The sequence below is a fragment of the Streptomyces sp. HNM0645 genome (assembly GCF_030056615.1).
In the GTDB taxonomy this organism is placed as follows: domain Bacteria; phylum Actinomycetota; class Actinomycetes; order Streptomycetales; family Streptomycetaceae; genus Streptomyces; species Streptomyces marianii.
In genome coordinates this window covers 1-25,392 of record NZ_JASHLT010000022.1, presented here as the reverse complement: position 1 = coordinate 25,392, position 25,392 = coordinate 1, and the positions used below count along the sequence as shown (strand labels likewise).

Below are 25,392 nucleotides of genomic sequence, written 5' to 3'. Positions count from 1 at the left end.
GGGTCTCGGGGCCCGCTAACGGGCGGTGGTGCCGGGGGAGGCGCCGCGAAGCGCCTGAGGGGGCCCGGGGGAGGCGGGACGCTCCGCCCGCGCCGCCACCCGCCCGAGCACGGCCTCTTCGAGGGGGAGGAAGCCGAGCCGGTTGAGCGTCATGTGCAGCTGCATCAGCAGCAGCCGCGAGGCGACGGCGGAGGGGTCCGCGAGCAGGGCCCGCCGCACTCCGTCCGCGAGGTCGCGGCCCAGCGCGTCCGCTGCCGCGGGCAGGTCGGCGGCGGACCCGGCACCGGCGGAGGCGGCGACCGGCTGCGCGGCCTCCCGGACACCGGCGGACGGTCGTGCAACCGCCGGCCACCGTTCGGCGATGCGCTCCGTCTCCCGGAGCGACTCCGGGTCCCCGGCGAGGACGCCGGTCCAGTGGCCCCAGTGCAGCCGCCAGACCCGCTCACGCTGGCGCAGCCCCAGCGAGCCCATGCAGGACCGCATCACCCGTACCGCGAGATGCGCCCTGGCCGTGCGGTCCGCACCGGTCGCCCGGACCGCGTCGAGGCACAGCTCGCTGCTGGTCTGGAAGACCTCCTCGGCGATGTCGACGGCCGGAGGCGATCCGTAGTAGTGGTGCTCCCGGCCGTAGAGGCCCAGGCTGAGCCGGCGGCTGCCGCGACCGGGCAGACCCTCCTCCGCCAGCGGGTGCAGCCGGTGGACCTCCCCCCGGTCAGGCGGGCGGACGTGCTCCTTCCACAGGGCGCGGCCGGCCTCCCAGCAGCCGTCGAGCGCGTCGGGGGTGCCGCGGAAGCGCACCCGCAGGTGCGGGCCGCTCGCATCGGCGTAACGGAGGAAGAACCACCGCCGGACGCCCGCGTGCTCAGCCGCCTCGACCCAGCTCGGGACCAGGTCGGTCAGCAGGAGTTCGCCGTCCCGGTGTCCGGAATGGTGGACACGGGCGTAGAGCCATTCTTCAGCGGCCATCTCGGCGCCCTTCCGGTTCCGTGCCCCGCACCGGGCGGGCGAAGTGCACGCAGTGCTCGACCACATGGGCGCCTGGTCCCTCCCCGACGGGGCGCCGTGGAAGGCACTCGGTGAACACCACCACCGTTCCGGGCCGTTCGGTCAGGCGGTCCAGCAGGTCCAGCCCCGTGGGGGAGGCGAAGGCCAGCCACAGGGGTTTGCGGGCCCTGTCCCCGCGCTGCGGGGTGCCGCTCTCACCCCTGACGTACACCTCGGCGGGCATGCCGTGGGCGCGCCGCCAGGCGTCCACCCGTTCGAGGAAGACCGCCAGTTCCTCACCCCGTTCCCGGCGCGGTACCTCGGACGCCTCCCACCGCCAGTGCGCCCGCCGGACCGCCGCGCCCGCCACGACGCGCCGTGCCGACACACCGCGTCCCGTCCCCGGCGGGTCGTCGGGGCGCGTGCCGTCGGCGAGACCCGGGGGCAGCCACCAGGGGTCCGCCAGGACGAGCAGGAACCGGGCCGCTCCGCCCACCAGATGGCGCGGGACGGTGCCGAGGTAGACGGGGGCCACCGGTGTGCCGCTCCGGCGGCGCAGTTCCAGGGCGTTCCGCCCGCCGTCGTGCACCAGTGCCAGCTCCTCCACCGGTACGCCCGGGCCGAACCGGCGCGGCGCGGTGGGCCAGTGCAGCGCCGGGAGAAGGCCGCAGCTGTCCCCCTGCAGGGGATTGGCCTCGCGTGCCGGGACGAACTCCAGGCATTCGGCATCCGGATGAAGGGTGCGCACCCAGGCGCGGAGCCGCTCGGCGAAGCCGGCCGAACCCGTGCCGTCGGCGGAGTCGTACAGCCGGTGGAAGCGGGCGACCAGCCCTCCCGTGCCCGATGAGACCTGGTTGACGACGAGGTGCGGGCCGTCACCGTCCGCCTCGCACTCCTGGACGACGGCCGCGACCGAGGGGAGGCAGCTCGACCGTCCCGGACGGGCGGGGCGGGCCGTGCGGGCCATGCCGGGGGCGGGGCCGAAAGGGGCTCCGGGGGCTCCGGGCCCGCCGGGGATTCCGAGCGCGGCCAGTTCCTGGCAGAAGCCGAACACGTCGTCGCAGACACCGCCCGGGCCGAACCGCGCCACGAACGCGTCCGTGAGGGCCTGGTACTCGGGGGACACCCGCAGGCTGTCGCACGCGGCCCCGGCATGGCGCCGCAGCAACGCGGCCCGCTCGGCGTCCAGCGGGCGGGCCGGCGGGTTGCCGGCCCGGTCCTCGTAGACCAGGGTGACGTCGTTCAGCGGCCAGTCGTCGGCGGCGCCGAGCGCCCCGAGGGCGTCCCCCAGCGCTTCACGCAGCCGCGCCAGCGCGTCGGCACGGACCGACGGGCCGCCGCCGGCGATGACCGACAGCTCGCCCGCCGCGGTCCGCAGCCGCATGGCCGCCCGGAGGTCCGACGGGTCACGGGACGCGGCCAGTGCCGTGGCGAGCCAGTCCAGGAGCCCGTCCTGAGGGCAGGGGTCGTCGATGTCCAGCAGACCGGCCTCCAGGTAGCGGGCCAGCCGGACGGCGGGCAGCCTCCCCGGCTCGCGCAGGGCGGCGAACAGGTCCTCCCTCCCAGTGGCGTCGAGGACCTCGTCGTCCGACCACGCCCAGCCATCGGTCACCGATTGCCGTGGCTCGCTCAGCCGGGCGGCGGGACCCGCCACGCGCAGGGAGCCGTTGACCCGCCAGCGGACCAGGCCTCGTACCCCGTCCCGGACGGCCGCGGCCCGCAGCAGCACCCGGCCGGCCAAGGGGTGCAGGCCGACCCGGACCCGTGCGCCGTGGTCCTCTCCCGGGACCGAGACATGGGTGAGCGAGGACAGCGGACTGGCCTTCAGCGCGGACCGTACGGCGTACCCGTACGCGGTCAGGCGCTCCCCCCGGTCCAGCGGCCGCCCGTCCGGCCGCCGTACACGACGGGAGAACACGGGCGAGACGAGTGCCAGCGCGCCCGAGACGGCGGGCAGGCTCACGAGGTGCCGCAGTGTCTGCTCCTCGGCGGCCTCCGCGGCCCCGGCACGCCGGCCCAGCAGCTGCCGCAGCTCGGCCAGGGCCCCGGACCGTTCCACCCAGCGTTCCAGTGCCGAGGCGTCCCTTGCCGCGAGCGCCTCGCGGACCTGCGCGAGCAGCTCCGGTGGCACCGGATCCGGTCTCCCGGCGTGCGCGGCTCTCCGCCAGCGCAGCACCGACCGGCGCGCGCCGGTGGCCGACATCAACGGCACGGCCTCGTGCAGCAGACCGGTCACCGTTGGTGCGAGGGCGGCCAGCTCCCGGCGGGCCGCGGCGATCCCGTCCAGCACCTCGGCGACCTCTTCGGCCGCCAGCGGTGCCACGGCGGCCGCCGGGAGTCCGGCGACCCTGCTCAGGGCCGGGCCCACGGCCAGGGGGTCTACGGCGGCGGGCCCGTCCACGGTTCGCGTCGCGATCGAGGACTGCCTCGTGGTCGAGGTCGTCATCACGCGCCCCCGAACAGCAGCAGCAGAGAGCGTGCGCAGAAGACCGCGACGAGCAGCGCGTAGGCGAGGCAGACGAGTCCGAACACCTGGTAGTGCAGTTGCCGGGAGCGGCTCCGGACGGCGAGCCAGCTCGGCGGCGGCTGCCGCAGCACCCGGCACCGCAGAGCGGTGAAGGCGCGCGAGCGCAGGTTCAGTGCGCCCATGGCCGATTCCAGCGCGTGGTACCCGTCGGTGGGGAGCAGCGGGTTCAGGTTCGCCAGCAGCAGGCCGATCTGCAGCCAGACCATCAGCAGGCAGATCTGCCCGGCCCGCCCCTCGGCGTACAGCGACAGCGCCGACCAGCCGCCCAGCCACAGCACGTCCTGGGCCACTCCGGCCAGGGCGATGACCACCCGGGAGCCGCGTCCGGGGAGCCGGTGGGCGTCGGTGCGGTCCACATAGGCCACCGGGACCAGGTAGAAGAGAAGGCCGACGCCGATCTCCCGGACGGGGACGCCGTAGTAGCGGCATGCCAGTCCGTGGGCCAGCTCGTGCAGGGTCGTCTGCAGCAGCATGCTGCAGACGACGACCGTCCAGCCCCACACCGGGAGGGACAGATCGGGACCGCCGGCCGCGAGCGGAGCGGCGAGCACCGACCCCGCCCCCCACACCGCGAGGACCGCCGCGGCGAGCCACAGCGCGCCGAACGGCCCCGGGGCGCGGCGGAGGAGCGAGGCGGCCGGGTCCAGCACGGCGCGCACCCCGGCGCCCACCAGCGGCAGACGCGGCATGTGGCCTCGGCGTGCGAAGCGCACGGCCGAGGCGTCCCGGCCACGGGCGGGCGGCACGGTCAGCAGTCCGGCGGCGCGCAGTTCCCCGAGGAAGTCCAGCACCACCTGCTCGCCGGAGCCTCCACCGGGACCCCTCCCCGTCACCCGGGCGGCGAACTCCCTTCCGGTCATGGAGCCGTCGAGGGCCGTGAGGATCGCGGCCCCGCTGCTCGACAGCCGGGTGTAGTGGCCGCTGACCGGGTCGTAGGCGAGCGGTTCCCGGTGCAGCCCTTCGGTGATCTCGACGTCGGGGCGCATGGCCGGGCGCTCGGTGTCCAGCCAGGACGGCTGAGCGCTGCCGGAGGCCACATGGGTGGACGAGCCGGCCATCACCACTCCCCGATCCGGTCGCCCGGCGCCGGGGCCGGCCGCGCCCGGCGGGGGGAACCGAGCGCCAGGCCGATCAGCTGTGCCCGGCCGGACCCGTCGAGGCCCAGATGGGTGCGTCCCGCCGCTCCGAGCACACCGGCGAACACGGAGCCGACGGCTCCGAGGGAGAGGGCTGCGAGCCATGCGGAGTGGGCCAGCGCCGCGCCGCGTGCCAGCAGCAGCCGGTGGCCCCCCGCACCGTGCCGCTCGAGTGCCGCCGCCAGATCGCCGTGCACCACCACCAGGGCCGGTGCCTCGGCGAACTCCAGTTGCAGCACCAGGTCCGCGAGCGGCGGCAGGGCACGCGGCTCGGGCACCAACCGCCGCCCCTCGGGCTCGTAGCGGTGGCAGCCCTCAGGAACGTCGAGGACTCTCTGGACCAGGACGGTCGCGGCCGGCGTCGGCAGCGTGGGGAAGGCCGGCCGCCACAGCTGATCGTCCTGCTCGAAGGCGTACGCGAGGGCCTTGACGAGGACCTCCCCGTCCAGCGGTTCGGGCGCCCAGTGCCGTTGCGCGCTGCGGCGGCGCAGCGCGTGGACCGGGTCACCGGGCAGCGGGGGTGCCGCGCCGGGCCGGACGTCGGCGGATGCGGATGCGGTGGGCGGTGCGGCCAGCAGTTGCTCGGTGAGGCCGGCCGTGTCGATCAGCGGCACGAGCCGCTCCCTTCGTCCTGGAACCGCACGGCGGCGGTGATGAGCGCGGGACCGCCGGCACCCACGAGGAGCTCCCGGTGCCTTTGCAGGGGGTGGGGGTCCAGCAGGCCGTGTGCCAGCCCGATCGCCCGGGCCGTGAGGGCGAGCTGGGCCAGGGCGCACCCGGTGTCGAGGTTCCCCACGCGGTAGGCGAACGGACCGTACTTCCGGGCAACGCGGGCGACGTCCGAGGCCAGGACCAGGTGCGCGCCGGGCCGCTCCCCACCGTCGGCGGCGTCCCCGCCCAGTGCCGCGAGGAGCGTGCCCAGGTGGTCGGTGTGGGGGTGCATGGCGGTGAGCGCATGGTCGGCGGCGTCGTAGTAGTGGACGCCGTCGGGGAGGCCGGGGACGCCCCGCAGCAGCGCGTAGACATGCGGCGAGCCCAGGTTGCCGCCGGTCGGAGCCCATCGGTTCACCCGCCCGGAGTCGCTGGACTCCCCCTCGTCGCCGGGGCCGCGCAGCCCTGCGGTGAAACGCATCACGGCCGCCAGTGCGTCCGGCCACGGTGGTGGCTCCGTACCCGCGGCGAGCTTCTCCAGGTCCGCCAGGGACGCCTCGGGCAGTGGGTACCTCGGATTGTTGGGGTACCTCAGTCGCTCGAACTGCAGCCCGACGTTCTCCGGGCGGAAGTGGTGCTGGTGCGCCTTGGGGTTGACCAGGTGCCGGGGAGGGAAGGCCACGGCGTGCTCGTAGTGCAGCGGTCCGTCCTCCGGCGGGGGGCCGGTACGGCCTGCGACGGACGGGTAGCAGGTGCGGCAGCCGGCCTCGGGGGTCAGCTTGTACGTGGTGGTGGACATGTCCACCAGGTCCACGACGAGCTGCCCTCCGAGGGACTGGACCGGCTCCCCCCGCAGCAGCAGGGCGCGGAGCTCCTCTGCGATCAGTCCGGCCGCGGTTGCCGCACCCGGGGTGGGGGCCGCCTCGCGGAACCACTCGGGTGGACCGGGCCGGGGCGCGACGGCGGTGCGGGCGCAGTGTGCGCAGGCGGTCGCCGAGGGGTCCACCAGCGGGCCCACGGCGACGCGTTCGTCCCGCTCGTCCGCCAGCAGCAGCCGGATGCCGCGCCGGGCGCTCTCCTCGACGATCCGGTCGACCGTCGCGCGGGGCGCCGCGAGGTCGGCGACGACCAGTGCGTCCTCCGGTGGTCCTTCGCCGGGGGCGAGCGGGAGCACGTCGGTGATCCCGAGGTCGGCCAGCGCCGTCCGCAGGGGGCGCTGCCAGGACGCCCGTACGCTCAGCCGCACCCTGGCCCGTGCCGCGGCGAGCGCCGCATGGCTGGAGTGGGGGTGCACACGGGCGCAGTCCAGCGTCCGCGACATCCAGACCGCGGCCGGCTCCGACGGCCCGTCACCCCCCGGTGGCGGTACGGCCTGTGCCGCGTCCTCCAGCACCCCGGCGAAGTACAGGGTGGCCACGGCCTGGTGGACGGCCGAGTCGTTCCACCCGGTCGCGTGGGCCAGCGCGGCGAGATCCCTGCTGCCGTCCAGGAGGGGCAGCAGGCTGCGCCGGAGGACCGCGGCCGAGGCGCCGCGCAGATGCTGGCGTTCGGCGCCTCCGTCGATGACCACGCCGTCCGGCGTGTCGACCACGTGGAGCCCCCGGCAGAGCTGCGGGCGGACGGGAAGACGGAACTGGGGATCGTGGCGCACGGCCGCGGCGACGGCGGCGGCGGGCATGCCGCGCTGTCCCGGAACGCTGACGAGGGAGCTCACCGTTCACCTCCCGCCACGGTGCCCGTGGTGAGCGGCAGTTCGGCGGCCAGTCGCCGCCAGCCGTCGTCCGGTGCCACCGGCGGCCCGCACTCCTCGCAGCCGTGGACGCCGATGACCGTGTCGGAGAAAAGGGACCGGCTCAGCACGTTGTAGAACGCCACCTGCCCCGCTACCGCGCCCTCCCCGGTGCGGTAGCGGGTGAGGAGATCCACGGCGAGGCCGGCCGCGATCATGGCCTGAGCGTCGGTGAACCCGGCGATCCCGTGCCCGGGGTCGGCCTCCCGCGACTCCTGCAGGGCCCGGGAGACCTCGCGTCCCCTGTCGTGCTGGGCCCGCCGTCGGGTGTAGCAGGAGTGGCAAGGGCCCTGGCCCGGCACGACCAGGGGGCCGATCCGGATGAGGGGGAACTCCTGGACGACGGGGAGCCAGGTCGTGCGGCACACGCTGTGCAGCCGGGAGACCGCCGTCAGGAGGCGGGGTTCGTCCCGCCAGAGGGCGAGCACGCGGAGCTCGGTGTGGGGCCACTCGGCGGACCGGCTCCCCAGGGCGTCGGCGGTGGCGGAGGGCCAGTCGGTCAGGGCGGTCAGGTGGTCGGCGACCCTCCTGCCGAACGTCCCGGTCCACAGGACGTGTGCGGGTGCGGTGGTGAACGGCACGGCGGTTCTCTCCTAGGCGAAAGGCTGCGGGTGGGGGTTGAGTTCGTGCTCCGGGTGGCTCGTGAGCCCCATCGCGACCGGTGCCCGGTAGAGCCGGGGATGGGCCAGGTACCGGTTGCGGTGCACGAAGGACAGCGGCATCAGCTGGGGCACGACGACCCGTACCGAGCGGAGTCCGGCGCGTCGGGCCTCGTCCGTCGTCAGCTCCACCGCGATCACCTCGGCGTCCACCGCGGCCAGCCGCTCCACCAGCCAGGCGAGACGCCGCGCGGGAGGGCCGTCCGGTGCCCGTGGCAGATCCGCGGGCACCCGGGTGGTGCGCGGCCGTCGCAGCAGGAACCCGAAGGCGTCCCGCCGCTCCGGGCGGCCCATGTGGAGGGCGCCGTGCAGCACGCTGGTGAAGTCGCGCGGGTCCTCGGGAACGGAGTGCGGGGCCTGAAGGGCGATGCGCGAGGAGGCCGCCTCCCGGTAGATCTTGCGGATGACCTCCGCGGGGTCGGTCCCGGTCGCGCACATCACGAGCTGGCCCAGCGTGTCGTTGTGGTCGCTGAGCACGACCGCGTAGACCGTGGCCACGCCCACGTCCGTGGTGGCGTCGTAGAAGCGGTACTCCACGAAGCCGTCCCTGGCCCGCCGACGCTGCTCCCGCAGGGACGGCTCGTCCGCGACGTCGATCTCCGGCAGTTCGAGGCGCTGAAGCCACACCAGTGCGATCGCATCGCGTTCGATCGCTTCGCAGATCCCGTTCACCAGGGCCTGGTGAAGATCCGAGTGGATCGCGCAGCCGGTCGAGATGGGATTGGCGATCCGCTCCCCGATCGCCTCGTGTGCGGTGAACAGCCAGACGTAGGACGCGGGGATCCAGACCGGGCGGCTCCGGGTGAGCGACCAGCCGCGCACCCAGCGCTGCGGCAGCGACCTGTCGGGGCTGATCAGCCAGTTCGACTCGTCGGAGAGCTCCGCGTCCGAGCAGCGCGGGAGCGCGTCGAGGTCGACCGCCTCGTCTCCGAGCTCGTCCGCGGTCGCCCAGCGCACCAGATGCGGCTGGTAGAAGGAGTTGGTGTAGCGCTCCAGCGCCTCGGCCACGCTGATCAGCCGGGCCCGCTCGGCGTCGGTGCCGCCTCCGGCGCCGTCCAGGCCCTGGGGCTGGGCGGGGCTGTCGGACCAGAGGGCGGTGGGGTCGCCGATGGACGAGACGAAGACCGAGTAGGGGGGCTCGCCCGGCAGGGTGGGGAGGAGCTGGGACCCCCGCACCGGCCGCCCGGCCGGCCCGACGACGGCCTCCAGCCGCCGGAGCCCGGCGAGGTCGTCCTCCGTCGCGCCGTCCCCCCGGTCCGCGGCGGCGGTCCGGTCACCACTCGCACGTGCATCCAGCACTGGCTGCCTCCTGTCCTCTGCGTGCACAGCGATCGACTGAAGCCAACCGGTGGGCCGGTGGAGGAGGCATCACGCGTCGGGGGTGAAACGCGGTCTCGGTCCGGACGGCGAGAGGGTGACGGCGTATCACCCCCCGTGCCGGGCACCGCCCGCGGCGCTCCGGGGCGCGTGGTTCCCGCCACGGCGGCGGGCGCACCGCTCAGCCGCGAGGACCGATCAGACCGCACTCCGTGGCGACCCGGACCGCGTCGCGTCTGCGGCCGACCTGCAGCTTGCGGTAGATGGCCTGTACCTGCGTCTTGACGGTGTTGAGGGACACATGCCGGCGAGCGGCGATCTCGTCCAGCGTCAGACCCAGCGGCAGCAGCCTCAGGACGTCGAGTTCACTGCGCGTCAGCGAGTCGGCGGCCACGGCCGACCGGTGGCCCGGTCCGGCCGGCTCACCGGGGGATGACGGAGCGGGTGACGGGGCCGCGTCACCCGCGGGCACCCGCGGGGACACTTCCCCACCGGCGCGGCCCAGCCCCGGCGGGAGGATGATGCCGCCCCCCGGCGCGGGCCCCGCCCCGTAGGCCTGCGCGGCCGCCGCGTACCTCCGGGCCGCGGAGGCCGCTCCCAGGTCCTCGTACCAGCGGGCCGCCTTGCCCAGCAGCCGGCTCACCTCGAGCCAGCCGTACCTCTCGGTGAGCTCCCGCGAAAGCACGCCGCGCATCAGCGGATTGGGCAGCCGGTAGGTCCACTCGTCGTCGCGCACCAGCAGGTCGTGCTCGGTGGACAGCCTGCGCAGCACCCGGTTGAGGTCGGCGCGGCCCGTCAGAGCGCGCACCAGGGACGCGCTGAACTCGCCGAGCAGACTGGTGCGCAGCAGCACGTCCTGGTCGTCCGCGGGCATCGGGTCGAGCAGCTCCGACAGCAGGAAGTCGGAGCAGTGGCGGATGGCCTGGGACCAGCCCTCCAGACAGGAGCGGGGATCGTCTCCCCGGACCGGGTTGGCCGAGGCGTAACGGACCGCCAGGGCCCAGCCTCCCGAGCAGCGGACCACGGCGGCGACCTGGTCGCCACCGGGCTCCGCTCCCTGCGCCCGGAACAACTCCGCCGTCTCCTCGTGGGTGAACGCGAGATCGGCGCCTCTGACCTCGGTGAGCTCACCGCCCGCGCGGAGCTTGTGGAGAGGCAGGTCCGGCTCCCTGCGCGTGGCGAGCACCACCCTCAGCCCGTCCGGTGCGTAGCGGGCGAACTGCAGCAGGGCGCTGCGCGCCGGCCCGGGCCGCAGTTCGTGGAAGGCGTCGACGACCAGCACGAGCGGATCCGGGAGCCGGCCGACCTCGCGGAGCAGGGTCGGCACACCCACCCCGTCGGGGAAGCGGAGCGTCCCTTCCCTCTCGCCTCCCCGGGAGGCGGCGGCGCGGGCCAGGGCCGCGGCGAGGTGGGTGAGGAGCCGGGGAGCGTGGTTGTCGTCGGCGTCGAGAGTGAGCCAGGCCGGCTCGCCCAGGGGCAGCGATCTGGCCCAGGAGGCCAGCAGCGCGCTCTTGCCGGCCCCCGGCGGACCGACCACGAGGGTGAGTCGTCTCGTCACTCCCTTGTCGAGTGTCCGGAACAGTCTGGGGCGGTCCAGAAGGGGACCGAGCAAAGGCGGTATGAGTCGTGTGTGGAGCACGGAATGGGCGCCTTCTTCGGAGGGCCCGCTGCCGCTGTGCCCGACCATCCTTGCCTCTCTTGCGAATAGTGGCAGTGCTTGGCGGAACGTCCGTCGTCAGCTGCTTCCGGCCGCCCATGGGTGTATGACTGCCGATGACGCTGCTGCCGTACCGAGAATAGGCAAAACAGCCTGCCGCGGCGGCCTTTCCTGAACTTCTCTTTGTCAGCCGGAGGAACTTCGCTCAAGGAACCAGCCCACCGGTTCAGATTTCATCTATTTCTTGCTCCGAGGGAACCGAGGAGTAAACGTCATTCCCACCCGCCCACGCCTCTGCAACCGGTTTGGACCGGGACCGGATGCACTACAGAACGTGTTCGGCCGGAAGCGCGGCGTGCCAGACGGGACAACCGGCGGCCCGATTCACCCTGAATGAACGGGCATCGTTATGGATTCCCTGTGAATCTATCAATTCCTCAGACGCTCGGACGCACACCCAATACCATCCGGCTCCCCATCGGAGCGACGGGATCCCGGTCGGCGACCGCACCGTTCGGACCTCCGGGCCGCCTTCCCCCCAAGGGGATCGCATCAGCAAATTCCTTATGAGGCGCCATACATGACGGCATGCCAGTTCGGGCCGTGCGGCACCGGGAGGCGGTCGGTAGTGAATCCGGCTTTCATGTACATCACGGAATCTCGCACCGCGGTACGGCGAAAGCCAGTTGCGGTGCGCATAAGTGATGGCGAGTGCCCCGGGCGGATAAGGAAGCGGACGCCCGCACCCCCCGCCGGGTCCGGGCGGGACCACACGGGGGCGCCGGCCGCCCCGAGCACCTCTGCATGGATCCGCGTGAATCCGCGTGAATCCGTATGAAGGGTGAGTGGACGCGCAGCCCGGCGCAGTGGACCCGCGGTCGCGCAATCAGCTTCCGCCCCGGATTCGAGAATCTATCCCTGCCCGTTCGGCTGCGCATGCCGAACACCGCCTTCTTGAGGAGAAATTGAGCCTGCGCAAGCGGCCTACCGGGATGGGCCGTCGGCGCCTCCGTCGGGGCGGGCCCGGGCGCGGATCTCGCGGAACCCGTGGAGCCGGGGGTGGACGGCGCCGTCACCATCGGCCCCGAGGGCGAGCTCCCGCCGGAGGCGTCCGGTGGCCGGATGAGTGCCGCCGCGCCTGGGGCGGATCCGCGTCCGGCCGCCGCTCCGACGCCGTCGGGAACCGCCTGACCGTCCTGGTCCCGTCCGGACAGGACCGGGACGGAGAAGGCGAACGGCCGCGCCCCCGAGGGGGCGCGGCCGTCAGTCAGGTACGGCTGTGCCGTTACTTCTCCTGCTGCTTCCGCCAGCGGATGCCCGCCTCGAGGAAGCCGTCGATCTCGCCGTCGAGCACCGACTGCGGGTTGCCGACCTCGAACTCCGTCCGCAGGTCCTTGACCATCTGGTACGGGTGGAGGACGTACGACCGCATCTGGTTGCCCCAGGAGTTGCCGCCGTCACCCTTGAGGGCGTCCATCTTGGCCTGCTCCTCCTGGCGGCGGCGCTCGAGGAGCTTCGCCTGGAGGACGTTCATCGCGCTCGCCTTGTTCTGGATCTGGGAGCGCTCGTTCTGGCAGGAGACCACGATGCCGGTCGGGATATGGGTGATGCGGACCGCGGAGTCCGTCGTGTTGACACCCTGGCCGCCGGGACCGGAGGCGCGGTAGACGTCGACGCGCAGCTCGGACTCGTCGATCTCCACGTGGTCCGACTGCTCGACGACGGGCAGGACCTCGACGCCCGCGAAGGACGTCTGGCGGCGCCCCTGGTTGTCGAACGGGGAAATGCGGACCAGGCGGTGCGTGCCCTGCTCCACCGACAGCGTGCCGTAGGCGTACGGCGCCTTCACGACGAAGGTGGTCGACTTGATGCCGGCCTCCTCCGCGTACGAGGTCTCGTAGACCTCCGTACCGTAGCCGTGGCGCTCGGCCCAGCGCAGGTACATGCGCTGGAGCTGCTCGGCGAAGTCGGCGGCGTCCACACCGCCGGCCTCGGCCCGGATGTTGACCAGCGCCTCACGCTCGTCGTACTCGCCGGAGAGGAGCGTGCGGACCTCCATCTCGTCCAGCGCCTTGCGGACGGCCTCCAGCTCGGTCTCGGCCTCCGCCCGGGTGTCCGGGTCGTCCTCGGCCTCGGCGAGCTCGAAGAGCACCTCGAGGTCGTCGATCCGCCCGCGGAGCGCCTCCGCCTTGCGGACCTCGGCCTGCAGGTGCGAGAGCTTGCTGGTGATCTTCTGCGCCGCCTCGGGGTCGTCCCAGAGGGACGGCGCCGCCGCCTGCTCCTCGAGCACGGCGATGTCTGCCCTCATCCTGTCGAGGTCCAGGACGGCCTCGATCGACCCCATGGTCGAGGAGAGGGACTTCAGCTCTTCGGATACATCGACGACTGCCACGCGTCCAAGGGTAACGGCATCGCGCGACACGCCCGTCGCACCTGTGGCCGTCCGGCCGTCCGAGAGGGGTCCCCGGCCCCGGGGAGGGGTTTCGCCACACGCCCGCCCCAAGGCTGTCCCGCGATCCCGGCGGGCGCACGACGACGGCTACGGCTCCTCGCCGCGTTGCCGACTCGCCCGAATGCGCCCGGTGTGAGGGCGGCTCTCCGCCTCGCGATGCACCGCATCGGCGCCACGCGCCGGTCCCCCCGGGGATTGCGGGACAGAACACCTAGGGCTGGGCAGGGGCCGACTGCTTCGAGTCCTCGGGGGGCGCGGAGGCGTCGTCCCCGCTCGTCGCGAGCCAGCCGCCGACACCGGCCGCCGCGGCCAGCACCAGGCCGGCCACGCCCAGTGTGATCCGGCGTCTGCGGACGGCACCCGCCTTGTGCCGGGCGGAGCCGGGGCGGCGCTGGCCGGGAGTGCGCGGGGCACGGGCCGTGCCGCGGGCGCCCCCCGCCAGCTCGTCGGGGCCGGGAACGCGCATGGAGGTGTGGGTGTCCCGGTTGGAGTCGGTGGCCGAGCCGCGGACCAGCGGAACGGCCCCGCGGCGCCGCGGTTCAGCCGGCTGCGTCGCGTACTCGGGATCATCCTCGTACGCTTCCACGGGCTCGGCGTCCGGCTCGTCCACGTCGAGCGGGGGCATCCCCGCGAGCAGCGGCAGCAGATCGTGCAGGCGCGCCGCCAGCTCGGAGGCGCGCAGCCGGGAGGCGGGCGCCTTGGCCAGGCACTGGACGATCAGCCGCCACAGCTCGTCCGGGATGCCGGGGAGCGGGACGACGGTCTCCGTGACATGGCGGCGCAGCACGGCGCCCGGGTGCCCGCCGCCGAACGGGGTGAAGCCGGCGAGCAGCTCGTACAGCACGGTCGCGAGGGCGTAGATGTCCACGGCGGCGCGCGGCGGAAGGCCCTCGACGATCTCCGGGGCCAGGTAGTCCGGAGTGCCGATGATCTTGGTGGCCTTGGTGCGGCGCGGTGTGTCGATCAGCTTGGCGACGCCGAAGTCGGTGAGCAGGGCGGGGTGGGCACCGCCGGGACCCAGCCGGCCCTCCATGTCCAGCAGGATGTTCTCCGGCTTGACGTCGCGGTGGACGACGCCGGCGGCATGGGCGGCGGCCAGTGCCTCGGCGACGTCCGCGACGATCGCGACGGCGGCCGCCGGGGCGAGCCGGCGCTCCCGGTCGAGCCTGGTCCGCAGGTCGGTACCCCGGACCAGGTCCATGACGAGGGCCAGGTCGTTGCCGTCCACGACGAGGTCGCGCACGCCGACGACGCGGGGGTGGTCGAGTCCCAGGAGTGCCGTGCGCTCCCGGACGAAGCGCCCGACCAGCTCCTGGTCGGAGGCGAGGTCCTCGCGCAAGAGCTTGACGGCGACGGGGCCCTCGGGGCCCTCGCCGAGCCACACCGTGCCCGCACTGCCCCGGCCCAGGATCTGATGGGCCGTGTACCGGCTGCCGATATTCCGTGCCAAGACTGCTCCCTCAGCGGCTGGCGTTGCCCATCAAAGTACGCGGGTGTCGGGGTGCCTCGTGCCCCGGATGGCGCCAACCGTCACTTCTGCGGGGCTTTTTCCCCCGCAGAAGTCGACATAACGACAGAGCGATCGCGCGCAGCGGTCCTACTGGCCCGCACCGGTTCCGGTACCGGCTCCGGGGTCGGACGAGCTGCCGCCGAGCTCCGAGACCCAGTCCGAAACGCTCGACACGGCGTCACCGATGGCCTCCCAGTAGCTCTTGCCCTGGGCGATCCAGTCCTGGAGCGGCGTCAGCTCCCAGATCAGCCAGCCCGCCACGAAGAACAGGACCAGCGTGAACAGGCAGCCCTTGAGGCAGCCGAGACCCGGGATGCGCATCGGGTTGGCGTTCCGCTGCCGGGGCGGACGCGGCTCGCGCGGCGGGCGCTGGGCCGGCTGCCGGGGCGGCGGCTGCTGCGGCGGTGCGCTCCTGCGCTGGGGCTGCGGCGCGTACTGCTGCTGTGGCGGGGCGTACGGCTGCGGCTGCTGCCGGCCCTGCTGCTGGTAAGGCTGCGGCTGTTGCTGCTGGTAGGGCTGTTGCTGCTGTGGTGCCGGGCGGCGCTGCGGGCGGCGGCGCAGGGGGTCCTGGCTCGGGTCGAGGTACTGGACCTGGGTCTGCTCGTTGCGGTCCCGGGCGGCCTGCAGCTGGGACTGCCAGGGGTGCGGTCCGTCGGACTGCGGCGGGCCGTCGGGGCGCGAGGGCACGGGGGGCATCATCGCGGTCGGGTCCGCCGCACCGGCCGGGCCCGACTGCGGCAGCACGCTGGTCGCGGCGTTCGGGTCGTGCGATCCGTCGCCGCCCTGGCGGTAGGAGGCGGCGTTGTTCGGCAGCACCTGGGTGGGGTCGGCCGCGCCCGGCATCCCGGGGACGGTGGCCGGCGACGGGTCGGGCGCGAGCAGGGCGCCGACGCCCTCCGCCGCCTCGATCTGCGCGGGAGTGGAGTGCACTCCGATACCGGCGGCGACGACCCGGAGACCCCGGGCCAGGCTCTCGGCGCTCGGCCGCTCGCCCGGCTCCTTGCGCAGACAGTGCTCGATGACCGTCCACAGCGGGCCCGGGACGGTGGAGGGGCGCCGGGGCTCCTCGCTGAGGTGGCGGTGGAGCACCTCGAGCGCGGTGCCGCCGGCGAACGGCGGACGGCCGGTGACCAGCTCGTACAGCATGATCCCGGCGCCGTAGACGTCCACGGCGGACGTCTGCGGGCGGCCCTCGGCGGACTCGGGCGCGACGTACGCGGGAGTGCCGACGAACTCGTGCGTACGGGTAAGGCCCGGGGAGTCGGCGAGGCGCGCGATACCGAAGTCGGTGAGCATCGGGTGCATCTCGCCGCCCTGCTCCGCGAGCAGCACGTTGGCCGGCTTGAGGTCGCGGTGGACCACGCCGTCGTCGTGGCTGGAGGCGAGCGCGTCCGCGATCTGGGCGGTGAGCAGGGCGGCCGCGACCGGGCTGAGCGGCCCGTTGTCGCGGATGTAGCGGTGCAGGTCCGGACCGTCGACGAGGTCCATGACCAGGGCCAGGACGTCGCCCTCCACGACCAGGTCTCGGGTGCGCACGATGTTCGGGTGCGTCAGCCGGAGCAGGACGGACCGCTCGCGCAGGAAGCGCATCACGACGTCCGCGTCGTTCGCGAGCTCCTCCTTGAGGACCTTGATCGCGACGGTCTCGCCGGGCTGGCCGGGCACGGCCGCCTCGGCGCCCGCGGTCTCACGCTGGCGGGCTCGCCAGACGGTGCCCGTGGCGCCGCGGCCGAGCGGCTCCTCGAGCAGGTATTTGCTCCCTACCGGCCGCACGTCATGCGCTCCCTGCTGATCGTCGGTGGAACGTCGTTCCTCGTGGTTCCGCTTCCCCGGTCCATGGTCGGCTCCGTCCGGGTGTCCGACCCACTGTAGTGCCGCCGATCGGGTCGCCGGAGTGATCAGCGGATCGGCGGTTAAGACGTCCGGAACGCCCCGGTGGTTGCCGAACGGCCGTGCGCCGAACGGCAGAGACGATCCCAACCAGGCACTTTTGGGCCCAGAGCCGACCAATCAAGATCACTTGCGGGTGGGCCCCGGGCGCGTTGTCCGCGGCGGATGCGAGGATGCCTCCAGCACGGAGCCGTGGGGTCGGGAGAGCCCCCGTCCGTGCCGACCTGCCGGGTGGGGGGAATCACAGGGCGGCTCCCCTGCCGGGCACCCCGCGCAGAAGGGACCGCCGACGGCGATGCAGATCCGGCTGACCGTCCTCGCGCCGCGCAGCGGCCAGTCCTCGCAGGGCGCCGCGCGCGCGTGCGACGTGCTCGTCACGGCCCCGGCGGGCACGGCGCTGGCGGCGGTCGCCTCGGCGCTGGCCGCGGCCGTGTCGGGGCCGGAGGCGCCGTCGTCCGGGACGGTCGTGCTCTACGCGGGCCGGGAGCGGCTGGACGCCCAGCGGTGCGCGCTCGGCGAGCCGCCGCTCGTCGACGGGGCGGTGCTGTCCCTCCAGGCGCCCGCCGAGGACGAGGCGGCCGACCACGAGGGCGCGGCGGCGCGGACGCAGCTCCATGTGATCGCGGGGCCGGACGCGGGCGGGGTCCATCTGCTGCACGAGGGCCGCATCCGGATCGGGCGCGCCGCGGAGGCGGACGTACCGCTGGACGACCCGGACGTCTCGCGGTTGCACTGCGAGGTCACGGTCGCGGAGGACGGCGGCGTCACGGTCGCGGACCTCGGCTCCACCAACGGCACGACGCTGGACGGCACCGCGGTCGGACGGCGGCCGGTCCGGCTGGGCCCCGGGGCGCTGCTGCGCATCGGCGAGTCCACGCTCCGGCTCGCGGCCGCGCAGGCTTCCCCGGACTCCGGTTCCGGCCCGCCGGTTCCCGATTCCGGCCCGTCGGCCTCGGGCTCCCCGGCCCACGAAGTCCGTCCGGTCACGGCACCGGACGGCGAGGGCCACCTGCGGGTGCGGCGTCCCGTGCCGGATCCCGCCCCGGACGCCGACCGCGCGGACCGGGTCCCGTCCTGGGCAGGTGCGCGCGAGGCGGGCGAGCAGCGGGCGGCGGCTCCCGGCACGGCATCGGCATCGCTTCGGGACGACGGCGGCCCGTACCGCGGGCGGGCGGACGGGCAGGGGCCGGCATCCACGGCCGGGGTCCGGGGCGATCACGGCGATGCCGGAGGGCGACCGGGCATACCGGACCCGCGCGGTACCGCGCCGGGCGGACGCCGTCCCGCGGGCGCCTCACCCACCGCGCACGCGGGCGGCATCACCCGTCCGGACGGACCGGACAGCGGCGACGCCCGGCAGGGCCGGACCGGAGCGCCGGGCGGGCACCCGCCGGACGCCGCCGCGGCCCCGGGCACCGCCGACGCCGACGTCCCCGGCACCGGGCGCGCCGGCGCTTCTCCCTACGGCGGACGTCCGGCCACGGGCGGCGGGGCCGGTGCCGGGAGCGGCCGCTTCGGCACCGGTGGCCCGGACCCGTACGGCGGGGACCGGACGAGGCGCGACGGGCACCACCCGGGCGCGCGAGACACCGCCGCAGCAGTCCCCGCGTACGGCACGGCCCCCCGCACGGACCCGACGCACGATCGCCGGAACGCGGACGTCCCCGGTGGCCCGGACCCGTACGGCCGGGACGACGGGTCCGGCCGGGACCTGCACGGCGTCCGGACGGGCGGCGGCTCCCCCGGCCGGGCGCCCGCCGCCGACGGCGCCACCACGCACGGCACGGGAGTGGTGGACGGCCTCGGGTCCGCCGGGAGCCGCCCGGAGGGCCCGGACTCCGAGCGCGGCGGGCGGCGCAGACGCGGGATAGGCGCCTGGGCGCGACGGCTCGCCGGGGCCCGGGACGAGCCCGGCGCCCGGGAGGCGGGCGGCGGCGGGAGCCCGTCCCCCGCCGCGGAGCCCACCGCCGAGATCTGGCCCGATCCCGCCGCCGTGCTGCTGACCGCCCTCGGCCCGGGACCGCGCCTGTGGGAGCGCGACGCGGGCCATCCCGAGAACCTCGTCGTGCGCCTCGGGACCGCCGACCGCTCGGACACCCCCGCCGTGCCCGTCACCGTCGGCCTGCGCGAGGCGGGGTCCCTGGGGCTGGCCGGGCCGCGGGCCCGGCTCATGGGGCTCGTCCGTTCCGTCGTCGCCCAGGCCGCCGCGCTCCACTCGCCCGCCGAGCTGGAGATCGTGCTGATCAGCACCGACCGCGCCAGGCCGCTGGAGGAGCGCAGAAAGGCGTGGGGCTGGCTCGGCTGGCTACCGCATCTGCGGCCGGGCCACGGCCAGGACTGCCGGCTGCTCCTCGCCTACGACCGCGACCAGGCCACCGCCAGGGCCGCGGAGCTGACCCGGCGGCTGGACGACGGGCCGCTCGGGCCCGGCTGGCCGAGCGCGGACCGCCGGGCGGTCGAGCAGGCGGCGGCCCGCCACACGGGACCGCGCACCCTCGTCGTACTCGACGGCGACCCCGGTTCCGCCGCACTGCGTGAGACCACGGCACGCCTCGCCGGGGGCGGCGCGGCCGCCGGCATCCATCTCGTCTGCCTCGCCGAGACCCCGCCCGCCTCCCCGCTCTCCCCGGTGGCGGCGACGTACGAGGAGGCCTGCGCTGCCTCTCCGGCCTTCCGGGAGTGCGGCGCCGTCGGACTGCTCAGCGGCGACGTGGCGACGGCGCTGCGGCTGCTGCGTACGGCCGGGGGGCACCCGGCGGGCCACGGCACGGTCGGGGTGGTGGACGCGGTCTCGGAGGCGTGGGCCGAGCGGTTCGGCCGTGCCCTGGCGCCGCTGCTGGCCGACGGGGAGGCCCCGGCGCACGGCCGGGCGATGGCGGCCCCGCTGCCGCGGTCCGCGCGGCTGCTGGACGAGCTGGGTCTCGCCCGGGCCACCCCGGCGTCGCTGATGGCCCGCTGGGCGTCGGCCGCTCCCGGTACCGCCGTGCTGGGCGCCGGCCCCGGGGGACCGGTCGCCGTCGACCTCACCTCGGAGGCCCCGCACCTGATCATCGAGGGCCCCGCGGGCAGCGGCCGCACGGAACTGCTCCGCGCGATCGCGGCCTCGCTGGCGGCCGGCGGCCGTCCGGACCGGCTCGGGCTGCTGCTCGTGGACGGCGCGGGAGGCGAGCGCGGTGAGGGCCTGGCGGCTCTGACCGACCTCCCCCACGTCACCGAGCACCTGGTCGCCTCCGACCCCCTGCGGATGCGTGCCTTCGCCCAGGCGCTCGGCGCGGAGCTCAAGCGGCGGGCGGAGCTGCTGGGCCGGGAGGCGTTCGAGGAGTGGCACACGCGCCGCGAGGTCTCCGAGCGGCTGGTCGGCCAGCGCCCGCCCAGCGCCGCGGAGTCCCGCCCGGAGAGCCGGTCCGGGACCCGTGCCGACGCGCGCGGCGATCTGGACCCGCCGCCCAGCGGCATGCTCAGACTCCGCCCGGCCGGCGGCCGGGCGAGGACCGACGCCACGGGCACGGGGACACCCCGGCCGCTGCCCCGCCTCGTCGTCCTCGTCGACGACTACGACGCCCTCGTCGCCCCCGCGCTCGGCAGTCCGGGCCGCCCCGCGGCGGGCTCCGTCGTCAGGGCGCTGGAGGCGGTGGCCCGCGACGGGCAGCGCCTCGGCGTCCATCTGGTCGCGACGTCCGCCCGCCCCGACCGCACGGCGGACACCGAGCTCGCCCGCAGCACCCGGCTGAGGGCGGTGCTGGACACGCCGCCCGCGGCGCCCGGCCTGGAGGACCCCGCACCCGGGCGCGGCAGGCTCGGACACCCGGACGGACGGGTGACGCCGTTCCAGAGCGGTCGCGTGACGGGCCGTATCCCCCGGACGGCGACCCTGCGGCCCACGGTCGTGGAGCTGGCCTGGGAGCGGATGGGCGACCCTCCGGCCCGCCGGCCCGTGCGCGAGCTGGGCAACGGCCCCACGGACCTGGCCCTGCTCGCCAGCGCCCTGGACCGCGCGGCCCGCTCCGTCGACGCCGCTCCGGTCCCGCCGTTGACACCCGCACGCCCCTGACACCGGAGCCGCGGCGGGCGGGGCTGCCGAGGGCAGCCTGACAGCACGTCACGAGCCCATCACGATCACCCAGTTGACGGCGGAGGCGGTATTGCCTCGCCCCTTCCCCGGGCGTAGACCTGAGCGCACGGACGGAACGGGCGTGGCCTGCGTCACAGCTGCGCCCCTTCGCAGGCGCGGGAGAGACGGGGCAGTGATGCGCACAACTCGCACAGCTCGTACGGCTCGGACGACTCGCAGCTCCGCCGTGGTGGCCCTGGCCGCACTGGGCGCACTCACCCTGGCCGGCTGCGGCGGCGGCGAGGACGGCGACGGGAGCGCGGACGCGACCCCGGGCTCCGAGTCCTCGGCGACCGTCGAACTGCCGAGGCTGGACGGCCAGAAGATCGAGGTGGCGGCGGTCTGGACGGGGCCGGAGCAGGAGAACTTCACGAAGGTCCTCGACGAGTTCGAGAAACGCACCGGGGCGGCTGTCACCTTCGTGCCCGCGCAGGACCCCATCGTGAACTTCCTCGGTACGAAGATCGCCGGTGGCAGCCCGCCGGACGTCGCGATGCTGCCCCAGGTCGGCGCCGTCAAGCAGGCCGTGGACCAGAAGTGGGCCAAGCCCCTGGGCCCGGAGGCAGAGGCGCAGCTCGCCGAGAACTACACCAAGGGCTGGCAGGACCTCGGTTCCGTGGGCGGCACTCCGTACGGCGTGTACTTCAAGGCCGCCAACAAGTCGCTGGTCTGGTACAACACCGCGGTCTTCGAGAACGCCGGCGCCTCCGTGCCGAAGAGCTGGAAGGACTTCCTGACGACGGCCGAGACGATCTCCGCGTCCGGCGTCACCCCGGTCTCGGTGGGCGGTGCGGACGGCTGGACGCTCACCGACTGGTTCGAGAACGTGTACCTCTCCCAGGCAGGACCCGAGAAGTACGACCAGTTGGCCAGGCACGAGATCAAGTGGACCGACCCGTCCGTCGCACAGGCCCTGACGACCCTCGGTGAGTTGTTCGGCAAGCCGGAGCTGATCGCGGGCGGGGCCAGCGGCGCGCTGCAGACGGAGTTCCCCAAGTCGGTCACCCAGACCTTCACCGGCGGCGACCAGCCCAAGGGCGCGATGGTCTTCGAGGGCGACTTCGTGACCGTCAACATCGCGCAGACCGAGGCGGAGATCGGAACGGACGCCAAGGTGTTCCCGTTCCCGGCGGTCGGCGACCGGGCCCCGGTGGTGACCGGTGGCGACGCGGCGGTGGCACTGAAGGACACCAAGGGCGCCCAGGCCCTGCTGACGTTCCTGGCCTCCCCCGACGCGGCGCGGATCTGGGCCGGGGCCGGCGGCTTCATCTCGCCGAACAAGTCCCTGGACGTCGCCGCGTACCCGAACGACGTGCAGCGGGACATCGCCAAGGCACTCATCGCCGCCGGGGACGACTTCCGTTTCGACATGTCGGACCAGATGCCGCAGTCGTTCGGCGGAACGCCCGGCAAGGGCGAGTGGAAAGCCCTCCAGGACTTCCTGAAGAACCCGAAGGACATCGCCGGCACGCAGGCGCGGCTGGAGGCCGACGCCGCCAAGGCGTACGGGAACTGACGCCGCGATGACGTCCCCCGAGACGTCCGCCGGCAAGGCGGAGGGCTCCGTCGTGCCCTCCGCCGCCGGGGGCGGCCTGCGCAGGAGCGTGACCGGCACCAGGGGTCTCGTCGCGGCCGGCTTCCTGCTGCCCGCGCTGGTGCTGCTCGGCGCGCTCGTGGTCTACCCGATCGGGTACTCGGCGTACCGCTCCTTCTTCGACCGGTCCGGCGACGGCTTCGCCGGTCTCGGCAACTACGTCGAGATCTTCACCGACGACACCATCCTCACCGCCGTCAAGAACAACGCGATCTGGGTGGTCGTGGCTCCGACCGTGGCGACGGCCCTCGGTCTGATGTTCGCGGTGCTGACCGAACGGGTCCGCTGGGGAACGGCGTTCAAGCTGGTCGTCTTCATGCCGATGGCGATCTCGATGCTCGCCGCGGGCATCATCTTCCGGCTGGTGTACGAGCAGGACCCGGAGCGCGGAGTCGCCAACGCGGTGTGGGTGGGCGTGCACGACACCTTCTCCGAGTCGGCGAGCTTCCCCAAGGCCCGCCCGAGACTTAACCATCCGCTGAAGCCCGCCGAGGGCGGGGCGTTCGTCACCGAGCAGCCGGTCCGCGCGGGCAGTCCGGTGCCGTTGCCGCTGGTCGGCGTCCCGGCCGACAGGATGCCGTCCGACGCCCGGCCCGCGAGGACGGCACCTGCCGCGGCCGACGGCCGGATCACCGGAACCGCCTGGCTCGACTTCACCAAGGGCGGCGGCGGCACGGTGAACGCCGTCGACGCGGGAGAACCGGGCCTGAAGGGCATCGCGATCGAGGCGGTCAAGGACGGCCGGGTCGTCGCCACGGCCACCGCGGCGGCCGACGGTACGTTCTCGCTGCCGGAGGAGGCGGACGGCGCGGTCCTCAGGCTGCCCGCGAGCAACTTCCGGGAGCCGTACAACGGCGTGGACTGGCTGGGCCCCTCCCTCGTCACCCCGGCCATCATCGGCAGCTACCTCTGGATGTGGGCGGGCTTCGCCATGGTGCTGATCGCCGCCGGGCTGGCCGCGGTGCCGCGCGAACTCCTGGAGGCGGCACGGGTGGACGGCGCCAACGAGTGGCAGGTCTTCCGGCGGGTGACCGTCCCGCTGCTCGCACCGGTCCTGGCCGTCGTCCTGGTCACCCTGATGATCAACGTGCTGAAGATCTTCGACCTGGTGTTCATCATCGCGCCCGGCTCGGCGCAGGACGACGCCAACGTACTGGCGCTCCAGCTGTACCGCTCGTCGTTCGGCACGGACGCGCACCTGGGCGTCGGCAGCGCCATCGCCGTACTGCTCCTGCTGCTGGTGATCCCGGTGATGGCCTTCAACATCCGCCGGATCCGAAGGGAGACGCGCCGATGAGCACCGACAGCGCGGGCACCTCCGTCAGCACCGGTCCCGCCGCCTCCGCCGGCCCCGGCGCCGGTACCGGCCCCGTGCGGGCCAGGCCGTCGCTCGCCTCCCGCATTGCCGCCCGCACGGGCGGCGGGGTACTGCGGGTCGCCCTCGTCCTGGTGGGTCTGCTCTGGCTGCTGCCGACCGTGGGGCTGCTGTTCTCCTCGCTGCGTTCGCCCGCCGACATCAGCGCGAGCGGCTGGTGGGAGGTGTTCACGGCGCCGGCGCAGCTGACCACCGAGAACTACGCGCGGCTGCTGCAGAACGAGACCATCACCGACTCGCTGCTCTCCACGATCACGATCACCGTGCCCGCGACGGTGCTGGTGGTGGTGATCGGGTCGCTCGCCGGATACGCGTTCGCCTGGATGGACTTCCCGGGACGCGACTGGTGGTTCCTCGCCGTGGTCGGGCTCCTCGTCGTCCCCGTGCAGGTGGCGCTCGTACCCGTGTCGAAGCTGTTCGGCACGATCGGCATCTTCGAGACGACGACGGGTGTGGTGCTCTTCCACGTCGCCTTCGGACTCCCTTTCGCGATCTTCCTGCTGAGGAACTTCTTCGCGGAGATCCCCAGGGAACTGCTGGAGGCGGCGCGGCTGGACGGCGCCGGCGAGATCCGGCTGTTCACCCGGGTCGTCCTGCCGCTCGGCGGGCCGGCGATCGCGTCACTGGGCATCTTCCAGTTCCTCTGGGTGTGGAACGACATGCTGGTCGCGCTGATCTTCGCCGACTCCGAGTCGCCGCCGATCACGGTGGCGCTCCAGCAGCAGGTACGGCAGTTCGGCAACAACATCGACGTCCTGGCGCCGGGGGCGTTCGTGTCGATGCTCATCCCGCTCGCGGTGTTCTTCGCCTTCCAGCGCCAGTTCGTCTCGGGGGTGATGGCGGGCGCGGTGAAGTGACGGCACCGCCCCCCTGGTGGTACAGAACGGCGCACAACGGGATCCACCCCATGGGGCCGCACACACATCGCCGTGTCGACCGGGAGTGCGGCCCCGGGAGCGCGAGCCGCCCGCACCACATCCGTGCCCCACCCGCTCCACATCTGCCGGCCAACGCCCCGACACCTTCGGGCACTAGGACCGGGGTGGCAGCCTTCGTCGTTCCGAGAGAGAAGACGTTCATGTCCCAGACGGGCGCACAGGTGCATTTCCCCGACCGGTCCACGACGCCCGGCGGGGACGAACTGCCCCGCCCCGCCCGGCTCGACGATGTGAAGGGGTGGTTCCGACCGGTCGACCAGCTGCTGTTCGACTGGTTCCTGGGCCATCAGCGGGACCACGGGCACGCGGGCGATCTGCTGGAACTCGGGGCCTACCTGGGCAAGAGCGCGATCTTCATGGGTTCGTACCTGCGGCCCGGCGAGGAGTTCACGGTCTGCGACCTCTGGGACTCTCCGGCGCCGGACGCGTCCAACAGCGCCGAGATGGACCGCTCGTACGCCACGCTCACCCGTCGCGCCTTCGAGGCCAACTACCTGTCCTTCCACGACGAGCTGCCGCGACTCGTCCAGGCACCGACCTCGGTGATCACCTGCCGGGTCCGCGCGGCCAGCTGCCGCTTCGTCCACGTCGACGCCTCACACCTGTACGAGCACGTCCACGGCGACATCCGAGCCGCCGAACGGCTCCTCACCTCAGCTTGGCGTTTAACCGCGCGGGTCACCCGACCTGCTGATCTGCGGTTCTTTCCGGGACAGCGGAGGCGGCCGTTCTTCACGCTTCGAGGTGTCGAGCAACGAAGCATCGAGGAACGGCCGCTGTGTATGAGTGTCCCTGCCGGAGC

Annotated in this window: 16 protein-coding genes; 5 read left to right on the top strand and 11 right to left on the bottom strand. The window is 74.1% G+C overall.

What is annotated here, in order from left to right; all coding sequences use genetic code 11:
• Window positions 1–15: 15 nt before the first annotated feature.
• The 11 genes from QMZ92_RS17795 to QMZ92_RS17745 form a co-directional block, all read right to left on the bottom strand.
• A complete protein-coding gene (locus tag QMZ92_RS17795; RefSeq protein WP_283298371.1) occupies window positions 16–966 on the bottom strand; it encodes a thiopeptide-type bacteriocin biosynthesis protein in 951 nt (316 codons plus the stop codon).
• Window positions 956–3,430 (bottom strand): amino acid adenylation domain-containing protein, encoded by a 2,475-nt coding sequence (locus QMZ92_RS17790; RefSeq protein ID WP_283298370.1) that lies wholly within the window; start codon window positions 3,428–3,430, stop codon window positions 956–958. Before QMZ92_RS17790 ends, QMZ92_RS17795 begins: the two co-directional genes overlap by 11 nt.
• Window positions 3,430–4,569 carry a PqqD family protein gene (locus tag QMZ92_RS17785; protein WP_283298369.1) on the bottom strand — a complete coding sequence of 380 codons (1,140 nt, stop codon included), beginning with the start codon at window positions 4,567–4,569 and terminating at the stop codon, window positions 3,430–3,432. Before QMZ92_RS17785 ends, QMZ92_RS17790 begins: the two co-directional genes overlap by 1 nt.
• Window positions 4,569–5,261, bottom strand: coding sequence for a nitroreductase family protein (locus QMZ92_RS17780; RefSeq protein WP_283298368.1), 693 nt, complete (start codon window positions 5,259–5,261; stop codon window positions 4,569–4,571). Before QMZ92_RS17780 ends, QMZ92_RS17785 begins: the two co-directional genes overlap by 1 nt.
• Window positions 5,252–7,012 carry a nitroreductase family protein gene (locus QMZ92_RS17775; protein ID WP_283298367.1) on the bottom strand — a complete coding sequence of 587 codons (1,761 nt, stop codon included), beginning with the start codon at window positions 7,010–7,012 and terminating at the stop codon, window positions 5,252–5,254. The genes QMZ92_RS17780 and QMZ92_RS17775 overlap by 10 nt, the downstream gene beginning before the upstream one ends.
• On the bottom strand, window positions 7,009–7,668 hold the full coding sequence (locus QMZ92_RS17770) for a TOMM precursor leader peptide-binding protein (RefSeq protein ID WP_283298366.1): 660 nt from the start codon (window positions 7,666–7,668) through the stop codon (window positions 7,009–7,011). Before QMZ92_RS17770 ends, QMZ92_RS17775 begins: the two co-directional genes overlap by 4 nt.
• Window positions 7,669–7,680: 12 nt before the next feature.
• Complete coding sequence (locus QMZ92_RS17765) at window positions 7,681–9,045, bottom strand: YcaO-like family protein (RefSeq protein ID WP_283298365.1); 1,365 nt, start codon at window positions 9,043–9,045, stop codon at window positions 7,681–7,683.
• 199 nt (window positions 9,046–9,244) lie between these two features.
• Window positions 9,245–10,750, bottom strand: coding sequence for a helix-turn-helix transcriptional regulator (locus QMZ92_RS17760; RefSeq protein ID WP_502962082.1), 1,506 nt, complete (start codon window positions 10,748–10,750; stop codon window positions 9,245–9,247).
• Window positions 10,751–12,005: 1,255 nt separating this feature from the next.
• The gene (gene prfB, locus QMZ92_RS17755) at window positions 12,006–13,112 is read right to left on the bottom strand and encodes a peptide chain release factor 2 (protein WP_138054937.1); all 1,107 of its coding nucleotides are present in this window, start codon (window positions 13,110–13,112) and stop codon (window positions 12,006–12,008) included.
• A 271-nt stretch (window positions 13,113–13,383) separates the two neighbouring features.
• Window positions 13,384–14,622, bottom strand: a complete 1,239-nt coding sequence (locus tag QMZ92_RS17750) for a serine/threonine-protein kinase (RefSeq protein ID WP_283298363.1) — start codon at window positions 14,620–14,622, stop codon at window positions 13,384–13,386.
• Window positions 14,623–14,769: 147 nt separating this feature from the next.
• Window positions 14,770–16,455, bottom strand: a complete 1,686-nt coding sequence (locus tag QMZ92_RS17745; protein ID WP_283298362.1) for a serine/threonine-protein kinase — start codon at window positions 16,453–16,455, stop codon at window positions 14,770–14,772.
• 412 nt (window positions 16,456–16,867) lie between these two features.
• Here QMZ92_RS17745 and QMZ92_RS17740 point away from each other — a divergent pair, with 412 nt between their 5' ends.
• The 5 genes from QMZ92_RS17740 to QMZ92_RS17720 all read left to right on the top strand — a co-directional run.
• Window positions 16,868–20,623, top strand: a complete 3,756-nt coding sequence (locus QMZ92_RS17740; protein WP_283298361.1) for an FtsK/SpoIIIE domain-containing protein — start codon at window positions 16,868–16,870, stop codon at window positions 20,621–20,623.
• Window positions 20,624–20,819: 196 nt separating this feature from the next.
• The gene (locus tag QMZ92_RS17735; protein WP_283298360.1) at window positions 20,820–22,199 is read left to right on the top strand and encodes an ABC transporter substrate-binding protein; all 1,380 of its coding nucleotides are present in this window, start codon (window positions 20,820–20,822) and stop codon (window positions 22,197–22,199) included.
• 7 nt (window positions 22,200–22,206) lie between these two features.
• Window positions 22,207–23,574 carry a carbohydrate ABC transporter permease gene (locus QMZ92_RS17730; protein WP_283298359.1) on the top strand — a complete coding sequence of 456 codons (1,368 nt, stop codon included), beginning with the start codon at window positions 22,207–22,209 and terminating at the stop codon, window positions 23,572–23,574.
• The gene (locus QMZ92_RS17725; protein ID WP_283298358.1) at window positions 23,571–24,509 is read left to right on the top strand and encodes a carbohydrate ABC transporter permease; all 939 of its coding nucleotides are present in this window, start codon (window positions 23,571–23,573) and stop codon (window positions 24,507–24,509) included. The genes QMZ92_RS17730 and QMZ92_RS17725 overlap by 4 nt, the downstream gene beginning before the upstream one ends.
• A gap of 221 nt (window positions 24,510–24,730) precedes the next feature.
• On the top strand, window positions 24,731–25,392 hold a 662-nt coding region (locus QMZ92_RS17720), incomplete at its 3' end, for a class I SAM-dependent methyltransferase (RefSeq protein ID WP_283298357.1).